The organism is Microbacterium sp. GCS4 (assembly GCF_001262495.1).
Classification (GTDB): domain Bacteria; phylum Actinomycetota; class Actinomycetes; order Actinomycetales; family Microbacteriaceae; genus Microbacterium.
In genome coordinates this window covers 515,558-532,800 of the sequence record NZ_LGYE01000001.1, presented here as the reverse complement: position 1 = coordinate 532,800, position 17,243 = coordinate 515,558, and the positions used below count along the sequence as shown (strand labels likewise).

Genomic DNA, 17,243 nt, shown 5'->3' with positions numbered 1-17,243 from the left:
CGTAGACTCACTATGGTGACGCAAGACATGCACTTCGATGCGGCGACGATATTGCCGTCGAGCGCAGCCGTTCGGCTGGCGGAAGTCATGCATGGCCTCTCCTCTCCGGTGCGGCTGAGGATCCTCACCGCGCTGCGACAATCATCACTGACCGTCACTCAGCTCTGCGAAGCTGTGGGAGCTGGTCAGACAGCCGTGTCGAACCACCTACGGCTGATGCGCGAGCTCGGCCTCGTGTCAGGAAATCGCGACGGGCGCAACGTCCGCTACGACTTGTACGACGACCACGTCATGGCTCTGCTTGATGGCGTGCTTGGCCACGTGGCATACCTCCCGACCGGTGTCGAGACCAGTCCACAGGACAAGTAGCCGGCTCGCTCTCTGGTTAGGGATGTGCCGTCTCGAGAGACGACAGCTCCAGTTCTATGAGCTCTCGCACGAACTCGCCGAGAGCGCCTAGTACGAGCGCGACCTCCGAGGTTGCAGGAGGAACGTCGCCATGCACGAGACGGCTTCGGACGTCGTACGCATAGCTGAAGAAATCACGGGCCGTTCGATCCAAGAAGGTGCGCGGGTTCAAACGGTCTGCGAGTCGGGCGCTCGCGGATCCGATGCTCTCTTGGTGTAGCGATCCGATCCGATTCTCCAACGATTTCTTGCTGGTAGGTGACAGCGTCTGATCGGCTCGGACTACGGCGGCAAGTCGGCGAAGAGCGATTCGTTCCTCACCGGAAACCTTCTCGGGGACGACCATGGCTTCGGCGGCGGACGTGAGCATGAGAAGGCGGGCGTCATCCGTAGGCATTCGCCAACTGGCCACATATAGGTCGAATGCCAGAGAACCGTGCGGTGAGGCGGTCGCGGAGCGCATCGCGCGCTGGAACGTCGTGCCCACGGTCTGCGCGGGAGTATGAGCGCGAACTGTTGCGCTCAGTCGAGGCACGACGATTTCCTCCGATGTCAGATGCACCATGACCCCCCGGGCGAAAGCGGGCAGCGCGAACTCCTGTCGGGAGAGCCTCATTGAGGTCGCGCAGCGCGGTCTCGGACATCCCACCCGATGCTTCGCGGGACAAGAAGTCGAAGTAGATCCCTGTGCGTAAAGAAGTGAGCCGCAGCGCCGGAAGAAGTTCATTGGCCCGTTGCTCTGCTATTTCAGCTGTCGGGTAGCCGGATCCGCAAAACGCTGCTCTCTCGGCGTCCGAGAGCGGCCCATTCGACTGGAGCCAGATGCTCTCGCTGTTCGACTCTGATAGCGAGAGTCGACTCTCGGCCGTGTCCGGATTGCTGTTTCCTACATGCAGCGGTAGACGGAACGAATACATGGAGCGAGCGTATCGAGACTGCGCCCCGGTGCGCCCCGCTTCAGCCGGGCTATGGTTCGCGTTGCCGGCGACGCCTTGAGCTAGGGCAGTGCAGCTTCGGGCTGACGAGCAGGGCGCATCGCTACTCTGGTCGCAGGTGGCGGAGGAGGCAGACGGTGAATACGAACGACACACCTGTCGAGATCTCGGAGATCAGCGAGCAGCGATTTAACGCTTTCGTGGTCTGGGCCCGGGGGGCAGGCCCACTTGTGCCGACCAAGGAAGTTGCGTGGCTGGAGATCCGACCCGCTAAGGTGCTCGGCGTATTGTTCGTTGACTTGACCGACCGCGAGCTCCACAGTTGCGTGCTCGCTCCTGACCTCTCTGGACGCTATCGGGGAGTCAGGTTGCTAGGCCCACACGCAGATGTACGAGCCGCGGTGAATGCGACTGCGGAAGCTATGGCGAATGTTCACGCGGAGTACGACAACTCACGCACTCAAGGCGATGAGACGCCTTCCGAGAACTTCTTCAGAGTGGCTTCGAGCGAGGATCGCTTGCACGTGCGATTCAAGTACCTACGAGATCAGACGAGTGCCGTCGCCGCGCGTCGCCTCATAGAGGTCGCCATGCGTTGGTACGAGAACCAAGACGGAACCTTCGTTGAGCAGTTTCAGACCACTGCCTTCGATGCCAGGGTGTGGGAACTATATGTATGGGCGCTGATGCGTGAGGCGGGTCTACGAGTCGAACAGCCCAAGCCCGCGCCAGACTTCCTTGCACGAGGTGTGTTCGGAGATTTCTACGTCGAGGCAACGACCGCGAACCCGCCGCCAGCGCACAGCGTGCCCGTTCCGCCGGAAACGGCTGACGAGCTTTTTGACTATGCGCACAACTACCTGCCGACTCGTTTCTCCGGCCCTCTTGTTGCAAAGCTCAGAAAGCGCTACTGGGAGCGAACCGGAGCGCGGAAGATACCCTTCGTGATTGCTGTGCAAGACTTCCATCAGGACCTGTCGATGACGTGGAGCCAGCCCGCGCTGTACGAATACCTCTACGGTGTGCGCATCGAAGATGTGGAGCGGGATGGAGTCGTCCGCCAGGTCGAGGTCCCCGTCGGAACACTCAAATGGGGCACGAAGGAGCTTGAATCCGGTTTCTTTAAGTTGCCTGATTCGGAGCGGATCAGTGCCGTGATCTTCAATGCAGCAGGGACACTCAGCAAGTTCAATCGCATGGGCATTGCGGCGGGGATGGGGGAGTCATCGCTGTTGGCGTTCCATCGCGGTTCTCGTTACGCGGAAGACAACTCGGGCGAGGTTGTGCCATTCAGTCAGCAGGTGGGTGAGGGATATGAGGAACGCTGGATTGATGGCACCACTGTCTTCCACAACCCCCGGGCGCTCTACCCGCTTCCGCCCGAGGCCTTACCGGGTGCGGCGCACGTTAGCGAGCGAGCCGGCATGCGGGAGCAATCTTCTCCTGCCGGACATCTCGTCACCAGCACCACGAGCTTGGTTCTCCCGCAAGGATGATCTCGGATCAGTTACTCCATGACCAAGCGTCGTGTCGCGCGTCCCGTAGCGCTTCATCAAGGCGCCCCTCGATAAGCCGCGTGATGTTGCGGGGCGGATCCGCCTCGGGCAACGAGACGTTCAACCACTGCGCCCATGTCCAGAGGTCGTTTACGCCGGCCTGGAGGGTGAGAAGAACCTCCCGCAGACCTCGAACCACCTCGCCGTCGTGCAGTTGAAAGACGGGGAAGAGGTAGACGCCGTCTTCGGTGCGCAACATGAGTAGGCGGAGATCGTTCCCAGCCTCCATGACCTCAGCCTTCGTCCGTCCGAGGGTGCGGGCCATACTGGTCACCGTGTAGCACGGACCGACGATCTCAGCCCAGGGGTTCGGTTCCTCCTCGGTCACGGCTCCTCCTCCATGGGCTTGCGGGTGTGGCGTCGGCGGACGTCTTCGATGATCTCCTCGAGGCTGCGGATTCCGTCGATGTAGTCCTGGGCATCACGGAGAGCTCGAGGTGTGGGCTTGAGGCCGTCCAGGACTCCCGTGTGCAGAGACTCGGCGACGCTGTTCATCCGTTGCTCCCGAGTCCAGCGAGGACCTTCTTCGTTCGCCATCCCGCGCAGTATCGCCAAGCTCGGGGTCGCCATCCTCAGGTTCTGCATGTCCAGGATCGCGAGGTTCCCTTCATGACCCTCACGCCCGAGACTCGCCACACGTCGGCCGTCCTCGGTCTTCCCACCTGCCGCGACGTGCATGTGTCCGTGGGCGAGGAGTTCAGGGCAAACAGCGTCCCAGACCTGGCTGACCCGTGCGCGGGATGCCGCGGAGGCCTCCAGCGCCGCCTCCGTGAACCAGTGAGGATTCTCGCGCAGGATCTTCTGAACAGGACGCACCGGGGTGTTTGCCGGCGACTCATGGGTGAGCATCAGGTCGGCGGGGCCGCCGGCGATGGCTGCCGCGACGTGAACATCGCTAATGGCCTCCTCCGGCCACCATGTCAGCCCTTCCTGCCGGGACTCACGGTCGACGGAGGATGCGCCGCCGAGCGCGACTACAGAGCGACCGCCGATAGCCAGGCGCGCCGGCCGGGGAAGGATCCACGTGAGCTCGGAGACCCGCACGGCTTCGCCCGGATACTTATCCAGGAGCGGTGTGATTTCGTCCCACTGTTCGTGATTGCCGAGCGTGACGTAGAAACGAGTGATGGCGGTCTCGGCGAATATCTCATCGACCGCGTCCGGCGGCATCCACCAGTCGCCGAGGTGCAGCATCGTCGTCACGTCGGGCGCAAGGTACGGCAGCGCCCGGGAGAGCATCCGAGCCCACCCCTGATTCCCGTGCCAATCCCCACACACCGCTACCCGCTGGTCGGGGAGGTCGATGATTGATGTGTGCCCTAGCGCCCTCATCGTGATCTCTCGGCCTGCCGTGCGCGCGACCTTTCTCGGAACGTCGGTCCCACGCGAAGACTGCGTTCGACGCCGGGATCCCAGCTGATCCAACCTCCTCGCTTCCACTGGATAGCGACATGGAGGCGGAACGCGTGATGAATGGTGGCCCGCACCGGATAGGTCAGTCCACTAGGCCATTCAGGATGAAGAGGCTCGTTCTTGAACAACTCGGAGAACAGTTCCGAAAACGTAGGTCCGCGGCCCGTACGTCGACGAGTTCGCGCGATGAAGATGGCTGCGGTCAGGCCCATCGCATCCGCTCGGTCCTCGTCGGTGAGTGCGCTGAATGCCGCGATCCACTCGGCGGGGGCTTCGACCTCCGCGGCACTCCACCAGATCGGTCGGGGATCAGTCACTGCTACTCAACAATCGGGGTCGACCTGAACGGGACCTACGCATCGAGGCGACCCGGAGCCGACGCGCAGCGGCACACGTGCAGGTCGAGACGCGAGGTCACGTCAGTCGATGGAGTGAATGTTTCGTATGGCTTCAGAAATTATGCCATATAGAGAAGGTCGTCAGAAGACGGCCTGCTCACCAAGCTGAATTGGTGGGCAGGAAAGACATGCGGCAAGAGGAGGGGTGGGGAAGCTACGTCGGACGTCTCGGTGCTCAGCTCCACCGCCGCCGCATCGAGCGCGGTCTGTCACAGGAGACCGTCGCCTACCGCGCTGGGATCACACGTTTCACATATCAGAGCTATGAAAAGGGCAAGTCTCAGTCCGGAGCGCCTGCGAATCCGAGCCTTCGAACTGTGATCGCCCTTGCCGAAGTGTTGGACATCCCCGTCGCCGAGATACTGCCGATGAGCCCGCCCCACATGTCGAGGTGAGACCCGGAGGTCGACAACCACGACCACGTAGCGTGCATCTTCGAGCCGAACTGGTTCGGGCTCGAACGGATCTAAAGGACGCTGACGGCCACGGTCTGGATTACAACCAGACCTAGCAGCGCTGCAAGGTAGATGCAGAAGGCGACGAGCGCGATCTTGAAAGAGTGATACTTCGCTGCGGCGATGCGCGCCAGCGATGCCGCCTGCTCCCACGCTTCAGCGCGGATGTCGTCCGCCGACAGCTTCTGCGGGGGGAGATGCTGTGGCGCGACATTCGCCAGGCTCGGCCAGGCGAAGCGGTTCATTAAGCTGGTCCCCAGGGACGTCCTGGGCAGTAGCGCGTTCCCGATTCGGTAGCCCGTGAGCAACGCGGCCGCCACGAAGATTACGGCGGCCGCGACCCATAGACCGAAGGCGAACGGAGCAGCGGCAACCGTGGGGAGTGCTTCCAGAAGCCGTGGCACGGCGAACGTGAGGCTCAGGCCGAAAGATCCGGCGAGGATGGTCGACTTGGTGTCCGCGTTCTTGATCCAACCCCCGGTCTCCTGGATCGCGAGCTTGCTCTGCTCCCAGTCCGCAGGAGTCACCGACGGTTCCGGCTTACGACGCATGCGCGTGCGCCCCATCAGCAGGCCACTGCCGACTCATGCGCCATTCGGTGTACGCGGCGAGCCAGTGGGCGCCCCAGGCGATAGCGGTCGCCGCATCATGCTCATCGGGGTGCCACTCGTCCACGTCAGCGACGCAGAGATTGCCGCTGTCGTAGAGATGCTCGGACCGCACCCAGCGGCCGGAAGAGAACGCTCCGAGCTTCGGTCCGATTACGCGAAGCATAGGGAGGGAACGATCTGCGCGTAGTTCCACTTCGAGGGTGAAGGCCCCGCGGCCTGTGTTGATCTTGCCCGTCCAGCGCGGGCCGAAGCCGGACGCTGCAGCGGTGAAGATGAAGCCAGGAAACGCCCGGTGCACAGCGTCGAGGTGCCGACCGAGTTCGGCGGGATCGTCCCACCACAGGTCGAAGCCTGCTCCTTCGGGGCGATCCTTGCCTCCATGGAACGTGTGGTTGGCGACCGGGGTGACCGGCCCGAGGGTTTCGTGAACGGCCGCGCCGGTCGAGGTGATGCTGACGCCGCTGAAGACGACTCGGGCCGTCGACGGTGACGTAGCGGGGGATGTCCACTCCGTGGTGGCTCAGAAGCGATGCGATAGACATGATGTTCCTCTCAGCCGATGCCCACGGCGGAAACCGGCTGGCCGGCGAGCTCTTCGACGAGGGACTCGGAGTGGGGAAGTGTGCCCGACCACTTGTAGCCGTAGTAGTTGTAGTAGCGAGTGAAGCCGTCACGCGTGTACGACTTCGGGCGTTCGAGCTTTGTGAACAGGCTCGTCTCGGGGAAGAGCTTCGCGAGGTTCTCTCCGGTGACGACCTCCCAGGACTTCGCTCGCTTCTCGCACTTGGCTGCGAAGTTCGCGGCGAAGCCGACGGGGTTGATCTCGCTGTGCCCTGGTGAACCTGTGCGTACGAACGTGATGTCGCCGAAGTCGAGTCCGGCACGAGCCTGCACGGGGCGGATGCCGCGCTGCTCGAGCCTCGGGTTCACGTTCTTGTCGATGGCGTTGAGGGCGAAGGCGCCGGCAGCGAGAGCGAAGGATGCGCCGACCTGTGCGTCGCCGGGGCCGAAACCGGCGAAGAGGCCATCTCCACGCAGTCCCAGAGGGTACCCACCGTGACGAAGAACGGTCTCGATGAATCCCGCGAGGATCGCGTGAGCGAGGTCTGCGACCTGATCCTGAGGGTCCCAGAAGGAGCGGCCCGTGAAGTCGCGAAGGTCGATGAACATCGCTGTCATCGGAACGGTCCGCTTCTGTCCGATCTCCAGTCCCTCGAACTCAGGGTGCCCCAGCGCGACGGCGTCGCGTTCCTCCCTGGCTTCGTGGGCGAAGATCTCCCCCTTCGAAACGCTTCTGCGGCGCTCGTACTGTTCGAGGACGGTGTCCCCGAACCGATCTGCTGTGTATCGCATCTATATCCCCAGTCTGGATTGCGTTGGCGTGTCCCTCACGCTCTACTTCAAGTGTACAGCAGGCTTCACCCCAAGGGTGAAGGTGTGCAGACGACATAGCGATGTGGGGGTACGATGGACCATGACATCCAGTGGGGGGCATGGTGCGTATCGAGTTCGAGGACGACCTGGTGTGCGCGTTCTGTGAACAGCGGACCGGCGTTGTCTTCCCGTGGCCCTCGACGCTTCGTCGCCCCCTGATGACACGGATGCAGAGCCTTGACGCGGCAGTCGACGAGCGAGACATTCTCGCTCTGAGCTCGCTGGACTACGCGCCCGACAGCGCGACCAGGGGCACCATCCGTGTCGACACGACGTATCGGCTGGGCATCGAGCTTCTGCCGGGCCCGCCAGCGGCTGTGTCGATCCGTGGCCTCGCGCCAGCACCATCAACAGGAGATCGCAATGTATGAGTTCCGCGCCGACGACGTGCAGCCAGCGGGGGATCATCTACTCGAGGAGTTGACCGCGAGAGGGTGGACGCAGGCCGAGTTCGCCGGCATCCTCGGCCGCCCGGTGCAGTTCCTCTCGGAGATCATCAACGGGAAGAAAGAGATCACGAGGGAGTCCGCCGCCCAGATCGGGGCCGCCCTTGGGACGTCGGCGGAGTACTGGCTCAAGTGGCAGGATCGGTATCACTTGGCTCTTCAAGCCGCTGACCCCGAGGCTGTAGCGAGATTAGCTTCCGTGCGCCGGCGCGTTCACCTCAGGGAGTCGTTTCCCGTTTCGGTCCTCGCCAGGCGGGGGCTCATTCACGCCAGTGATCCGGAACAACAGGAGCGCGACATCCTCCGGCTCTACCGGATATCTTCGCTGGACAAGCGTGCGATGTTTGAGCTTGCGGCTCGACGCTCGAATGTCGCTGAACCGATGACGCAATTGCAAGAAGCTTGGTTCGTCTGTGTTCGTGATAAGGCGGAGCGCCTCAGTGTCGGTGGCTATCGCGCACGTCGCTTTGGCGAATTGGTGCATTCTCTTCCGCAGCGGATTAAGTCGGAGGACGACTTTGAATGGTTGCCTGAAGCATTCGCTGAAGTCGGAGTCAAGCTCGTCCACATTGACACATTTCCAACGAGCAAGCTCGATGGGTGCGCGTTTGTCGTCGACGGCACGCCTGTAATCGGACTCACTGGTCGCGGCAAACGACTCGACAAAGTCTTCTTCACCTTGCTGCACGAAGCAGCGCACATTCTCCTCGACCATGTCGGGTCGACGCCGATTGTCGATGAAGCGGACCCAGATCAAAATCCTGACCCGCAGATTGAGGATGATGCCGACAAGATCGCCGGCGAGTGGCTCTTCGGCGAGGGACTCCCGGCTGCGCCGACCAAGATCAGTGAAGCCTGGGTTGAGTCTGTCGCGAAGTCCGCTCGAGTCCATCCACTCCTTGTCGTCGGGCGGTTGCAGCATGACGGAGTCCTGAGCTGGCGAACGTCTCTGGTTAAGGGCGCTCCAACCGTCACGCGGCAGCTGGAGCGTTGGGGCTAGGTCGCACCAGTGAGCCGTCCATTCGTGGTTCAGGGGATTCGCGCAGATCGAGCGCAGAAGCACCTGCATAGGCAACACCCGCACGGCACGCCAACTACGGATGGCATCGTTTCACAGCGCCTTTGAGTGGTGAGTGCTCGACAGAACGAGAGCCCGGAAGTATCATTCCAACACGGTGATCTCGTGCTCCTGAGCTGCTTGATGAGACATGAGACACATCAGAAAACATACTTACCTCCACCAGGTCGCTGTCACACACGAAGGGGCCCGCCGCGCCGATCATTATCGGAGCGGCGGGCCCCTTCGTGCGAGCGGCTCATCCGCGGATGAGCGCTGCCCAGATCGCGGTGACATCCGTTGTCGTCGACCGCTTGTTTCTGTCCTCCCGAACAGCTTGGGAGCGAGAGGATCTCCTCAGCTCGAGCGAAGGTTTGGCAGCGATGGATGCTGAACCTGGCACAATGGCCGGGTGCCATTCCTTGACGTCCGCTCGAACAGCTTCGGACTCCTGCGCCTGACGTTCGCCCTACTCGTTGTCATCTCGCATTCATGGCCGCTTGGCGGCTTCGGCAGAGACCCGGGGCGGCTGGATAACAACCTCGGGATCTTTGCGGTCGAGGGGTTCTTCGCTCTCTCCGGCTTTCTCATCACGATGAGCGGGTCGCGCCTTGGAGCCGGGCGGTTCCTGTGGCACCGCTTCTTGCGCATCTTCCCCGCGTACTGGACTTCCCTCGCCGTTGTTGCGATCGTGCTCGCCCCGATTGTCTGGCGCACGATGCGGGGTCTCACCGAATATCCCTTCGCATCGCCGCCTCCTACCGGCTTCATCTTCTTGAACGCTCTGCTGTTCCAGAATCAGATCGGCATCGGAGATACTCTCACAGGAACCCCGATTGCACACATGTGGAACGGCCCGCTCTATACGTTGCCGATGGAGTTCGCGTGTTACCTGCTCATCGCGATCCTCATGGTTGGGCGCGTGCTCACCGCTCGCATGATCGCCGTCCTCCTTGCGGCGGCTTGGGTATGGGTACAACTCGCCCAGATCGGCGCCCTCGGTGTTTACGACGACCGTCAGGCGAAGTTCACTCTCTGCTTCCTCGTCGGGTCCCTCGTCTATTTCCTGCGCGACCGGATTCTGCTCGGTACTCGGTGGCTCCCGCCGGTCGCGCTTGTCGTTCTGGTCGGCTCTTACTTCACATGGGGATTTCACCAGCTCGGGCTCATCGCCTGGGCGTTCCTCGTACTGTGGGTTGCGTATCACCTGCCGTTCAAGCGTGTGGGCAGAATGAGAGACTTCTCCTACGGGATCTACATCTACGGCTGGCCAGTACAGCAGATGGCTGCTTACTTCGGAGCCAATCAATTGGGCATCGTGCCCTACATGCTCGTGTGCATAGCGGCCACTCTCATCCTTGCCACCTGCAGCTGGTACCTCGTCGAGTCGCCGGCGCTGCGCTGGAAGGACCGCGACCCCCTGTCCTGGTTCCGACGACGATCGGTTTCTCTGAAGTCCGGATCGAAGGAGGCGCCACAGCAGAGGGGTTCGGAGCATCCCTGAGCATGCTGTGCATTGCGCGCGAGTCCCAAGAAGGATCGGCAGAGGCTCGTCCCCGTCCGCAGGGTCAGCGGTTCTTCATCAAAGCAAGTGCGGCCTCCGCCTCGGACACGGCGCGCTCGGCATCGGCGAGGCGTTCGGACGTGGAGCTTTCGGCATGTTCCGCATCGCGCACCTCCGTGCGGCCACGATCGAGGGCACGCTCCACCTGAGATAGTTCGCGTTCCAGCTCGGCCTGGCGAGACGTGAGGTCGGCGATCGTGGCCCGCGCCGCAGACGCGGTCTTCGCGCCTTTCGCCTGTTCGCGGACCAGCCGATCGCGCGTCTGCTCGGCGTCATGCAGCGCGCGTTCGGCGTTCTTGCGCTCGCGGCGCGCGGCGACCTCGTCGGCGGGGAGCGGTGTGGCATGCGGCGCCGACGGGGCGCCACCGCCGACGAGCGCATCCATGACGTCGCCGAAGGATCCGGACGGCTCGAGCTCGCGCACGAGCCGTCCGGACGCCACGGCAGCCGCCGCATCCGGGTCGAAGAACGCGGCCGAGATCGTCTGCTGCACGGCGTCGCGCGTGGACGCCGTGATCCGCTCGCCGCGGGTTGCGGCGAGATCCGAGGCGGCCGAGGCGAGGCGTGAGGTCAGCGCGCGTCGATCCCGTCCGAGTTGCGCCAGGGCCTTCGCATCGAGATCGGCCTGCGCTTCGCGGAGCTCCTCAGCCAGCGCGAGCGCCTCGCCGAGCTGCGCGGCACGTTCCCGAGCGAACACGTTCACGACCCACGCGGCGACGGAGGGCTTGCGGAGCGCGCGGATGTCGGCGGCGAGCGAGGCATCCGTCACCGCCGATGCCCGGGCGTTGCGAGTGGCGGTGAACTCCGCGAGAGGACCCGTGTAGAGCTCAGCGGCGATCGCGATCAGCTCGGCGTCCGTGCTCATGCGAGCGACCTTACACCGCAGTCAGCGCGTCGTCGCAGCGACGATCACGCGGGGACGGGCTCAGCGCTGGACTCGGCGGGCTCCGGCGTGAGGTACATGCCGGACGGCGCGTTCGCGGTGAAGGCGAGGGCATCGACCCAGGCGCGGTTGATCGCCGGCGGCCGACTTCCGAAGTACTTGAAGACGAGAGAGCTGCCCGAATGGACCCACACGGTCGTGCGCCCGCCGCCTGTGCTCGCATCGTCCTTCCAGGAGAACGAGAAGGGCTCGCCGCGGCGGAGCTTCGCGGTCATGACCAACTGGAGGTGGGTGAGAGCGCGGTCCTCGATCTCGACCTTCGGTCCGCCCTCATAGATGAACTTGCCCATGCTGCAGCCTCGATGTTCGTCGCCACGGGAACCCGTGCTAGAGGCGCGACCGAGGTGATCGCTGTGTGGGGATGTCCTCACCCTCGCACATCCCGCTGAGAGATGACCCCGTGATGACCGCGGGCGCACCCTCGCGTCGCGCGGTGTCCTCGCTCAGCCCTGCCAGTCGATCAGGATCAGGCCCTGACGCGTGTCGGCGAACTTCACCCAGCCGTCGCCGAACAGGTACGTCATCCCGTAGCCGTCGTCGTCCGTGCCCATCGAGAAGTCCGGGTTCTCGGTGATGTAGATCCCGTCGGGGCCGTCTTCCCTCGTCCATCCGGACGCGAGCAGCGACGACTGCGCCTCTCCGGCCTCCTGGGCGGTGAGGGCCGACCAGCCGTACAGCTGCCCGTGGTCCGAGGCCACCGAGTAGTCGGCCCAGAAGCACAACAGCCCGTCGTCGAGCGTCACGTCGCCGATCACGAACTCCTTCTCCTCGAACGTCCATCCGGCGTCGGTGAGCGCCTGGACCGTACCGGGCGAGACGATCGTGTCGCACGTGGGCGCGGCACCGGCATCCGGCGTCGGAGTCGAGGTCGGAGTGGGTGTGGCCGTCGGCGTCGGCTCGGGAGCATCGGGGGTGGGGGTCGCGGCGGCGTCGGGTCCGCCGGAGCATCCGGCGAGAATCGCGACGAGGGCGATCGCGCCGAGCGCGGCAGTCAAGGAGCGGTGCGTCATCACAGGCCTTCGTGGGGAGGGGGAGGCGGGGATCAGTCGTGCAGGAGGTCGAGGAACGCGTCGTGCAGAACCCCGTTGGTAGCGAGTGCCGACAGGTCGGAGATCGTCTCGGCTCCGTCGAAACCGGTCATGCGGCCGCCCGCCTCGCGGACGATGGGCACCGCGGCGGCGATGTCGTACTCCTTGACGTCGAACTCCGCCACCATGTCGATGCGTCCCTCGGCGAGCAGCATGTACGCGTACACGTCGCCGTAGGCGCGGTCGCGCCAGACCCTGTCGGCGAGGCGGAGCAGCTGGTCGCGGTGTCCGGATCGCGTCCACTGGGCGATGCTCTGGAAGCTCACGCTCGCCTCGTCGAGCGCCGAGACGTCGGAGACCCGCAGGCGCCGCGGGCCGGCATCCGTCGACGTCCAGGCTCCCACGCCTGCGGACGCCCACCAGCGGCGTCCCAGAGCCGGCATGCTCACGACGCCGACCTGCGGAACCCCGTCGATCGCCAGAGCGATCATCGTGCCCCACAGCGGCACCCCGCGGAGGAAGTTCGCGGTGCCGTCGATCGGGTCGATGATCCACTGTCGGTGCGTGTCGCCCTGCGCACCGAACTCCTCGCCGAAGATGCCGTCGTCGGGGCGCTCGGCCGCGATGATCTCGCGGATCGCACGCTCGGTCGCGAGATCCGCATCCGTCACGTGCGAGCTGTCGGCCTTGGTCGAGATCTCGAGGTCGGCGCTGTCGAAGCGGGGCAGTGACTGTGCGTCGGCGGCATCGGCCAATCGCAGGGCGAGCTCGAGGTCGCGCGAGAGGTCTGCGGCGGAGGGGGATGCGGTCACGAGACCAGGATAACCGGCGTGTCCGCGTCAGCCGTCCCGTCCCGACACGGGGCGACACGCGCGGCCGTCCCGCCGGATCCGCGCCGATTTCCGCTCGCGCCGCTCGGCTGGTAGTGTAATTCCTCGGCCGGGAAAACCCGGGCCACGCACCTCTAGCTCAATCGGCAGAGCAACTGACTCTTAATCAGTGGGTTCAGGGTTCAAGTCCCTGGGGGTGCACGGATAGGCCTCGATCTCTCTCGCCAGAGTTCGGGGCCTTTTCGCTGTGTGAGCACAAGTACCTGACCAGCTCATGGATATCCACAGGGCTGAGTGCCGGTACGGGCGCGAGTCGAATCGTATGAGCGAGCGGCGCCCGGTCGAGGGTCGATAGCCTTGTCAGACTTGACGGACACTCGTGCTGGTGTCAGACTTGACGGACATCGCTCGAGTGTCAGACCTCACGGACAGAAGGTGGACCATGCTGGCAGTCACACCCACGGACTGGGGCAACATCGTACGCGATCGCCGCATCGAACTCGGGTTCTCGCAGGGAGCGCTGGGGGAGAAGATCGGCATGAGCCGGCAGTGGATCGTCCGCTTCGAGAACGGCAACGCCGGGGTCGCGACGATCGAGCACATCACCCGCCTCGCCGAAGCGCTCGACCTCGACGTCGAAGTCAGCGCATCATGAGCGCCCAGCTCACCGCGTACATCGACGGACGTCGCGTCGGGCAGTTCACACGCGACGGCGGCGGCCCCATCACCTTCACGTTCGACGACGCCTGGCGCCGCAGCGCGCGCAGGCTCGAACTGACACTGTCGATGCCGAAGAGCCGACGCCAGCACACCGGCGTCGCCGCACTGAACTACCTCTGGAACCTGCTCCCCGACAGCGAAGCGGTGCTCGAGCGATGGGGCACCAAGTTCGGTGTCAGCCCCCGCAACCCGATGGCCCTCCTCGCCCACGTCGGCATGGACACCGCCGGTGCGGTGCAGCTGGTGGAAACCGACGAGGAGACGCTCACCGGCCCGACCGGTAACGAACCGATCACCGCCGAGGAGATCGCCGCGCACATCCGCCAGCTGCGCATCGACCCCGAGGCGTGGCTGATCCCCGGGCACAACGCCGGGTACTTCTCGCTCGCAGGCGCGCAGTCGAAGTTCGCGCTCGCGCGCGCCGCCGACGGGGAATGGTCTGTTCCGACCGGCCGGGCCGCGTCCACGCACATCCTGAAGCCGGGGATCCGCGGACTCGAACGCAGCGACCTGAACGAGCACCTGTCGCTCGCCGCTGCATCCCTGCTCGGACTCAGCTCCGCCGACACCGCCATCGAACTATTCGAGGACGAGTCGGTCATCGTCGTCCGCCGGTACGACCGGACCCTCGCCGAGGACAGCACGGTGACGCGCCTGCACCAGGAGGACATGGCGCAGGCGACCGGCACGCACCCCGTCGGCAAGTACCAGAACGAGGGCGGCCCCGGGATCGAGAAGATCGTGACCCTCATCCGTGGCGCGCGAGGGAAGGACGCCGGCAGCGCCGACCGGTTCTTCGAGGCGACCATCTTCAACTGGGCAGCGCTCGGCACCGACGCGCACGCCAAGAACTACTCGCTGCTGCACAGCGCCAACGACGGCCCCCGCCTCGCACCGCTCTACGATGTCGCCACCGCGCTCCCGTACCCCGACATCAACACCCGCAGCACGAAGCTGGCGATGTCGTTCGGGCGGCACTACCGGCAGTACGAGATCGAAGCGCGTCACGTCATCGCGGACGCTGTCGCTCTCGGTTTCGATGCCGATTGGGCGCACGACCGTGCCGTGGCGATCGTCGACGGGCTCGCCGACGCGTACTCGGAGGCGGCGCGCGCAGCGAATCTCACCGGAGACGATGCCGCGTTCGCCGGCCAGATCGTCGACGAGGCGGCCGTCCGCTCCGCGCGGCTGTGCCGCGAGCTCGACACTCTGTCGACCAGCCCTGCGCCGGCATCGACGTCGACCGCCGCCAGCGCGGACGCCCCGACGACCAGTGGGAGCGGCCAGACACGGGCGGGCAACGGCCGATTCGGCCGGAAGGCCGCACCGAGCGAGTAGGCGCCGCCTGACGAGCAGGGCGACACGCGCATCCAATCTGCTCTGTCCACCTGTCGGCTCCTGGCGATACGATCGTCACGAGCAGTCTGGACAGCTCATCTCCGAGTCGGCATTCCCACGTGGTGCAGGCATCGAAGGACAACCGTGGCGGATCCAGGTGCAGTGCCTTTCTTGTTGAGACCTCTCTTCACAGATGCCGGCTCTGCGGACGTGGGACGCGAGCAACGGCACCGATGGAGATCGAGATGACCAACAACACCCTCACTGCTATGCGCACGCGAGAGATCGAGCGCGACGCCCGAGCCTGGAGCAAGTTCTCCGGGATGAAGTACACGCAGGCGCTGCGCCTGATGGAGCACCCGCTCGCGCAAGGCATCCTGGGCGAGCGCATCTGCGCCCGCGACTTGATCCGTGTGCTGACCGAGCACCCCGTGCTGTCCGAGCCGATCTGGGAGATCGACGGCGACGGGCAGGAGACCGTGACCGACGAGCGCAACACCCACCTCGGAGGTAACGGTCTCTACGCGGCGGAGGACCACGCGCTGTCGACGACCGAGGACGGCTACCTCACCGTGGTCCTCACCGCCGAGCTGCTGCGCGCGTTCACGGGCACGGCCGAGCCGCAGAGCGACGCGTACAGCTACGGGCTGAAGCACACCGCGGAGGAGTTCCTCGGCGAGTACCTCGGTGACTACTCGTACGTCGCGAACGGCCAGGCGATCTGGGCGGCAGCCGTGGTCGGGCTCTCTATCGCGGAGGCGAACCCTGGTGAGCTGTCCCTGAACGCGCACTTCGGTCTCGTGCCCGAGCAGGTCGAGTACGCGCGTCGGATGCGTCGCAACTCCGGGTCCGCCCGAGACGGCATCCGCGCTCACCACCACCGCCCGCCGGGATACCTGTTCCTGCAGAACGCCCTGCAGCGCTACCGCGACGCCGGCGAGGCGCCCGGACGCTGGGATGGCGTCGACGAGGCCGCGGAGCCGCTCACGAGCCCGTTCCACGAGTGGCTGATCGCCCAGGCCGGTGACGGTGGGATCGGATCGCGGGGACGCCTCGCCGGGGACTACGCGGCCGGGGTGCGCGACGGCGACCACGGAGTCGCGCAGCAGCCCGAGGACCTGCTGACGATCCTGCACAACGTCCCCGCCGACGACAGCTTCGTCGACTCCGCCCGCGAGGCCGTCATCGACTGGGCGAAGACCTCGCCGCTGTCGACCGGGATCCGCACGGAGCTCCTCGACGGCGACCTCTCAGATCACGGCGGCTGGGGCGCCGGAGGAGGCGACACCGAACGGTACACGTTCCGCTGCCCGTGCGGCGCCGGCATCATCCTCGAGGAGCACGACAACGTCCCCGGCTTCCGCGAGCACGACGTGGCGATCCAGTGCGACGTATGTCGCGACGAGTGGGAGTTCGTCCCTGGCCTGTCCGTGCGCGGTTGGCGTATCGCACCGCTCACAGCCTGACGCACGTGTGATGCGACGCTGACCCGGTGAACGTCACGGCCCCGCAGCCACACGCTGGATGGCTGCGGGGCCCGTACCGAAGACTCTCGACGGTCGTCGGTGTTCTTCTGCGTCCGCGGCTCGGCCCCTCAGACCACGCGGACGATGGTCCCACTCGTGAGCTGCTGCAGTGAGGCGAAAGTCAGTGGCATGACGGTGTGCGGATGACCTGCCGCGGCCCAGATGACCGCATGGTCGGCGAGAGTCTCGTCGATCCACGTCGGCAGGGGAGCGGGATGCCCGACCGGCGCGACCCCGCCGATGGCCTGACCAGTGGCGTCGCGGACGACGGCGGGCGGAGCCATCGAGACCGACGACGCGCCCCACGTCTTCGCGAGCACGTCGAGATCGACGCGGTGTCCGCCGCTTGCCATCACCAGCACGGGGGAGCCGTCGGCGAGCAGGACGAGGCTGTTCGCGATCGCCGCGACATCGCAGCCGATCGCCTCAGCCGCGGCGCGAGCGGTCCGCGCCGAGTCGGGGAGGACGCGGATCTCGCTCACCACCCCCGCATCGGCGAGGTGCTGCTGGACCAGGAGGCTGCGCTCGGGAAGATCGCTCATGGCCCCACCGTAGCGATACGGCGGGGCCATGAGGCTGTC

The 17,243-nt window shown here is 65.1% G+C and carries 18 protein-coding genes and 1 tRNA gene; 10 read left to right on the top strand and 9 right to left on the bottom strand.

Features of this window, described 5'->3' with window-relative positions:
• Positions 1-12 precede the first annotated feature (12 nt).
• Together AKH00_RS02735 and AKH00_RS17950 are read left to right on the top strand one after the other, a co-directional pair.
• Positions 13-369: an ArsR/SmtB family transcription factor gene (locus AKH00_RS02735; protein ID WP_050721163.1), complete on the top strand. Its 357-nt coding sequence runs from the start codon at positions 13-15 to the stop codon at positions 367-369.
• Between the two features lie 1,111 nt (positions 370-1,480).
• Positions 1,481-2,839 (top strand): hypothetical protein, encoded by a 1,359-nt coding sequence (locus tag AKH00_RS17950; protein ID WP_161804374.1) that lies wholly within the window; start codon positions 1,481-1,483, stop codon positions 2,837-2,839.
• Between the two features lie 7 nt (positions 2,840-2,846).
• Here AKH00_RS17950 and AKH00_RS02725 read toward each other — a convergent pair whose 3' ends face one another.
• On the bottom strand, positions 2,847-3,227 hold the full coding sequence (locus AKH00_RS02725; RefSeq protein WP_050721161.1) for a hypothetical protein: 381 nt from the start codon (positions 3,225-3,227) through the stop codon (positions 2,847-2,849).
• Positions 3,224-4,231, bottom strand: coding sequence for a metallophosphoesterase (locus tag AKH00_RS02720; RefSeq protein ID WP_050721160.1), 1,008 nt, complete (start codon positions 4,229-4,231; stop codon positions 3,224-3,226). The genes AKH00_RS02725 and AKH00_RS02720 overlap by 4 nt, the downstream gene beginning before the upstream one ends.
• A 328-nt stretch (positions 4,232-4,559) precedes the next feature.
• Between AKH00_RS02720 and AKH00_RS18440 the strand changes: the two genes are divergently transcribed.
• Positions 4,560-5,105: a helix-turn-helix transcriptional regulator gene (locus tag AKH00_RS18440; protein ID WP_327037259.1), complete on the top strand. Its 546-nt coding sequence runs from the start codon at positions 4,560-4,562 to the stop codon at positions 5,103-5,105.
• Between the two features lie 71 nt (positions 5,106-5,176).
• On the opposite strand, the gene AKH00_RS02710 is transcribed toward AKH00_RS18440, so the two are convergent.
• Positions 5,177-5,716, bottom strand: a complete 540-nt coding sequence (locus tag AKH00_RS02710) for a hypothetical protein (RefSeq protein WP_152926085.1) — start codon at positions 5,714-5,716, stop codon at positions 5,177-5,179.
• 612 nt (positions 5,717-6,328) lie between these two features.
• On the bottom strand, positions 6,329-6,946 hold the full coding sequence (locus AKH00_RS02700; protein WP_235556665.1) for an adenylate/guanylate cyclase domain-containing protein: 618 nt from the start codon (positions 6,944-6,946) through the stop codon (positions 6,329-6,331).
• Between the two features lie 323 nt (positions 6,947-7,269).
• On the opposite strand from AKH00_RS02700, the gene AKH00_RS02695 reads away from it, so the two are divergent.
• The 3 genes from AKH00_RS02695 to AKH00_RS02685 all read left to right on the top strand — a co-directional run bounded on the left by AKH00_RS02695 (position 7,270) and on the right by AKH00_RS02685 (position 10,217).
• Positions 7,270-7,581 (top strand): hypothetical protein, encoded by a 312-nt coding sequence (locus AKH00_RS02695; RefSeq protein ID WP_050721155.1) that lies wholly within the window; start codon positions 7,270-7,272, stop codon positions 7,579-7,581.
• Positions 7,574-8,656 (top strand): helix-turn-helix domain-containing protein, encoded by a 1,083-nt coding sequence (locus AKH00_RS02690; RefSeq protein ID WP_050721154.1) that lies wholly within the window; start codon positions 7,574-7,576, stop codon positions 8,654-8,656. The genes AKH00_RS02695 and AKH00_RS02690 overlap by 8 nt, the downstream gene beginning before the upstream one ends.
• 469 nt (positions 8,657-9,125) lie before the next feature.
• Positions 9,126-10,217 carry an acyltransferase family protein gene (locus tag AKH00_RS02685; protein WP_050721153.1) on the top strand — a complete coding sequence of 364 codons (1,092 nt, stop codon included), beginning with the start codon at positions 9,126-9,128 and terminating at the stop codon, positions 10,215-10,217.
• Positions 10,218-10,281: 64 nt separating this feature from the next.
• On the opposite strand, the gene AKH00_RS02680 is transcribed toward AKH00_RS02685, so the two are convergent.
• From AKH00_RS02680 to hisN, 4 genes are all read right to left on the bottom strand, one after another.
• Complete coding sequence (locus AKH00_RS02680; RefSeq protein ID WP_050721152.1) at positions 10,282-11,142, bottom strand: hypothetical protein; 861 nt, start codon at positions 11,140-11,142, stop codon at positions 10,282-10,284.
• 44 nt (positions 11,143-11,186) lie between these two features.
• A complete protein-coding gene (locus AKH00_RS02675; protein ID WP_050721151.1) occupies positions 11,187-11,510 on the bottom strand; it encodes a DUF7882 family protein in 324 nt (107 codons plus the stop codon).
• Positions 11,511-11,663: 153 nt separating this feature from the next.
• Positions 11,664-12,230: a hypothetical protein gene (locus AKH00_RS02670; RefSeq protein WP_050721150.1), complete on the bottom strand. Its 567-nt coding sequence runs from the start codon at positions 12,228-12,230 to the stop codon at positions 11,664-11,666.
• Positions 12,231-12,262: 32 nt separating this feature from the next.
• Positions 12,263-13,060, bottom strand: coding sequence for a histidinol-phosphatase (gene hisN / locus AKH00_RS02665; RefSeq protein ID WP_050721149.1), 798 nt, complete (start codon positions 13,058-13,060; stop codon positions 12,263-12,265).
• A gap of 146 nt (positions 13,061-13,206) precedes the next feature.
• On the opposite strand from hisN, the gene AKH00_RS02660 reads away from it, so the two are divergent.
• The 4 genes from AKH00_RS02660 (at position 13,207) to AKH00_RS18085 (ending at position 16,602) form a co-directional block, all read left to right on the top strand.
• Positions 13,207-13,279, top strand: a tRNA-Lys gene (locus AKH00_RS02660).
• A 241-nt stretch (positions 13,280-13,520) separates the two neighbouring features.
• Positions 13,521-13,733: a helix-turn-helix transcriptional regulator gene (locus AKH00_RS02655; RefSeq protein WP_050721148.1), complete on the top strand. Its 213-nt coding sequence runs from the start codon at positions 13,521-13,523 to the stop codon at positions 13,731-13,733.
• Positions 13,730-15,136: a type II toxin-antitoxin system HipA family toxin gene (locus AKH00_RS02650; protein WP_050721147.1), complete on the top strand. Its 1,407-nt coding sequence runs from the start codon at positions 13,730-13,732 to the stop codon at positions 15,134-15,136. The genes AKH00_RS02655 and AKH00_RS02650 overlap by 4 nt, the downstream gene beginning before the upstream one ends.
• Before the next feature lie 245 nt (positions 15,137-15,381).
• Positions 15,382-16,602, top strand: coding sequence for a hypothetical protein (locus AKH00_RS18085; RefSeq protein WP_200903784.1), 1,221 nt, complete (start codon positions 15,382-15,384; stop codon positions 16,600-16,602).
• Positions 16,603-16,730: 128 nt separating this feature from the next.
• Here AKH00_RS18085 and AKH00_RS02640 read toward each other — a convergent pair whose 3' ends face one another.
• Positions 16,731-17,204, bottom strand: a complete 474-nt coding sequence (locus tag AKH00_RS02640) for a YbaK/EbsC family protein (protein WP_050722005.1) — start codon at positions 17,202-17,204, stop codon at positions 16,731-16,733.
• Between the last annotated feature and the right edge of the window lie 39 nt (positions 17,205-17,243).

Excerpts from the sequence above, each read along its gene's own strand:
- AKH00_RS02640 (WP_050722005.1), bottom strand. The coding sequence starts at position 17,204 with ATGAGCGATCTTCCCGAGCGCAGCCTCCTGGTCCAGCAGCACCTCGCC.
- AKH00_RS02650 (WP_050721147.1), top strand. The coding sequence starts at position 13,730 with ATGAGCGCCCAGCTCACCGCGTACATCGACGGACGTCGCGTCGGGCAG.
- AKH00_RS02675 (WP_050721151.1), bottom strand. The coding sequence starts at position 11,510 with ATGGGCAAGTTCATCTATGAGGGCGGACCGAAGGTCGAGATCGAGGAC.
- AKH00_RS02735 (WP_050721163.1), top strand. The coding sequence starts at position 13 with ATGGTGACGCAAGACATGCACTTCGATGCGGCGACGATATTGCCGTCG.
- AKH00_RS02710 (WP_152926085.1), bottom strand. The coding sequence starts at position 5,716 with ATGCGTCGTAAGCCGGAACCGTCGGTGACTCCTGCGGACTGGGAGCAG.
- AKH00_RS02695 (WP_050721155.1), top strand. The coding sequence starts at position 7,270 with ATGGTGCGTATCGAGTTCGAGGACGACCTGGTGTGCGCGTTCTGTGAA.
- AKH00_RS02720 (WP_050721160.1), bottom strand. The coding sequence starts at position 4,231 with ATGAGGGCGCTAGGGCACACATCAATCATCGACCTCCCCGACCAGCGG.
- AKH00_RS02700 (WP_235556665.1), bottom strand. The coding sequence starts at position 6,946 with ATGTTCATCGACCTTCGCGACTTCACGGGCCGCTCCTTCTGGGACCCT.
- AKH00_RS18440 (WP_327037259.1), top strand. The coding sequence starts at position 4,560 with ATGCCGCGATCCACTCGGCGGGGGCTTCGACCTCCGCGGCACTCCACC.
- AKH00_RS02655 (WP_050721148.1), top strand. The coding sequence starts at position 13,521 with ATGCTGGCAGTCACACCCACGGACTGGGGCAACATCGTACGCGATCGC.
- AKH00_RS02670 (WP_050721150.1), bottom strand. The coding sequence starts at position 12,230 with ATGACGCACCGCTCCTTGACTGCCGCGCTCGGCGCGATCGCCCTCGTC.
- AKH00_RS18085 (WP_200903784.1), top strand. The coding sequence starts at position 15,382 with ATGACCAACAACACCCTCACTGCTATGCGCACGCGAGAGATCGAGCGC.
- AKH00_RS02690 (WP_050721154.1), top strand. The coding sequence starts at position 7,574 with ATGTATGAGTTCCGCGCCGACGACGTGCAGCCAGCGGGGGATCATCTA.
- AKH00_RS02680 (WP_050721152.1), bottom strand. The coding sequence starts at position 11,142 with ATGAGCACGGACGCCGAGCTGATCGCGATCGCCGCTGAGCTCTACACG.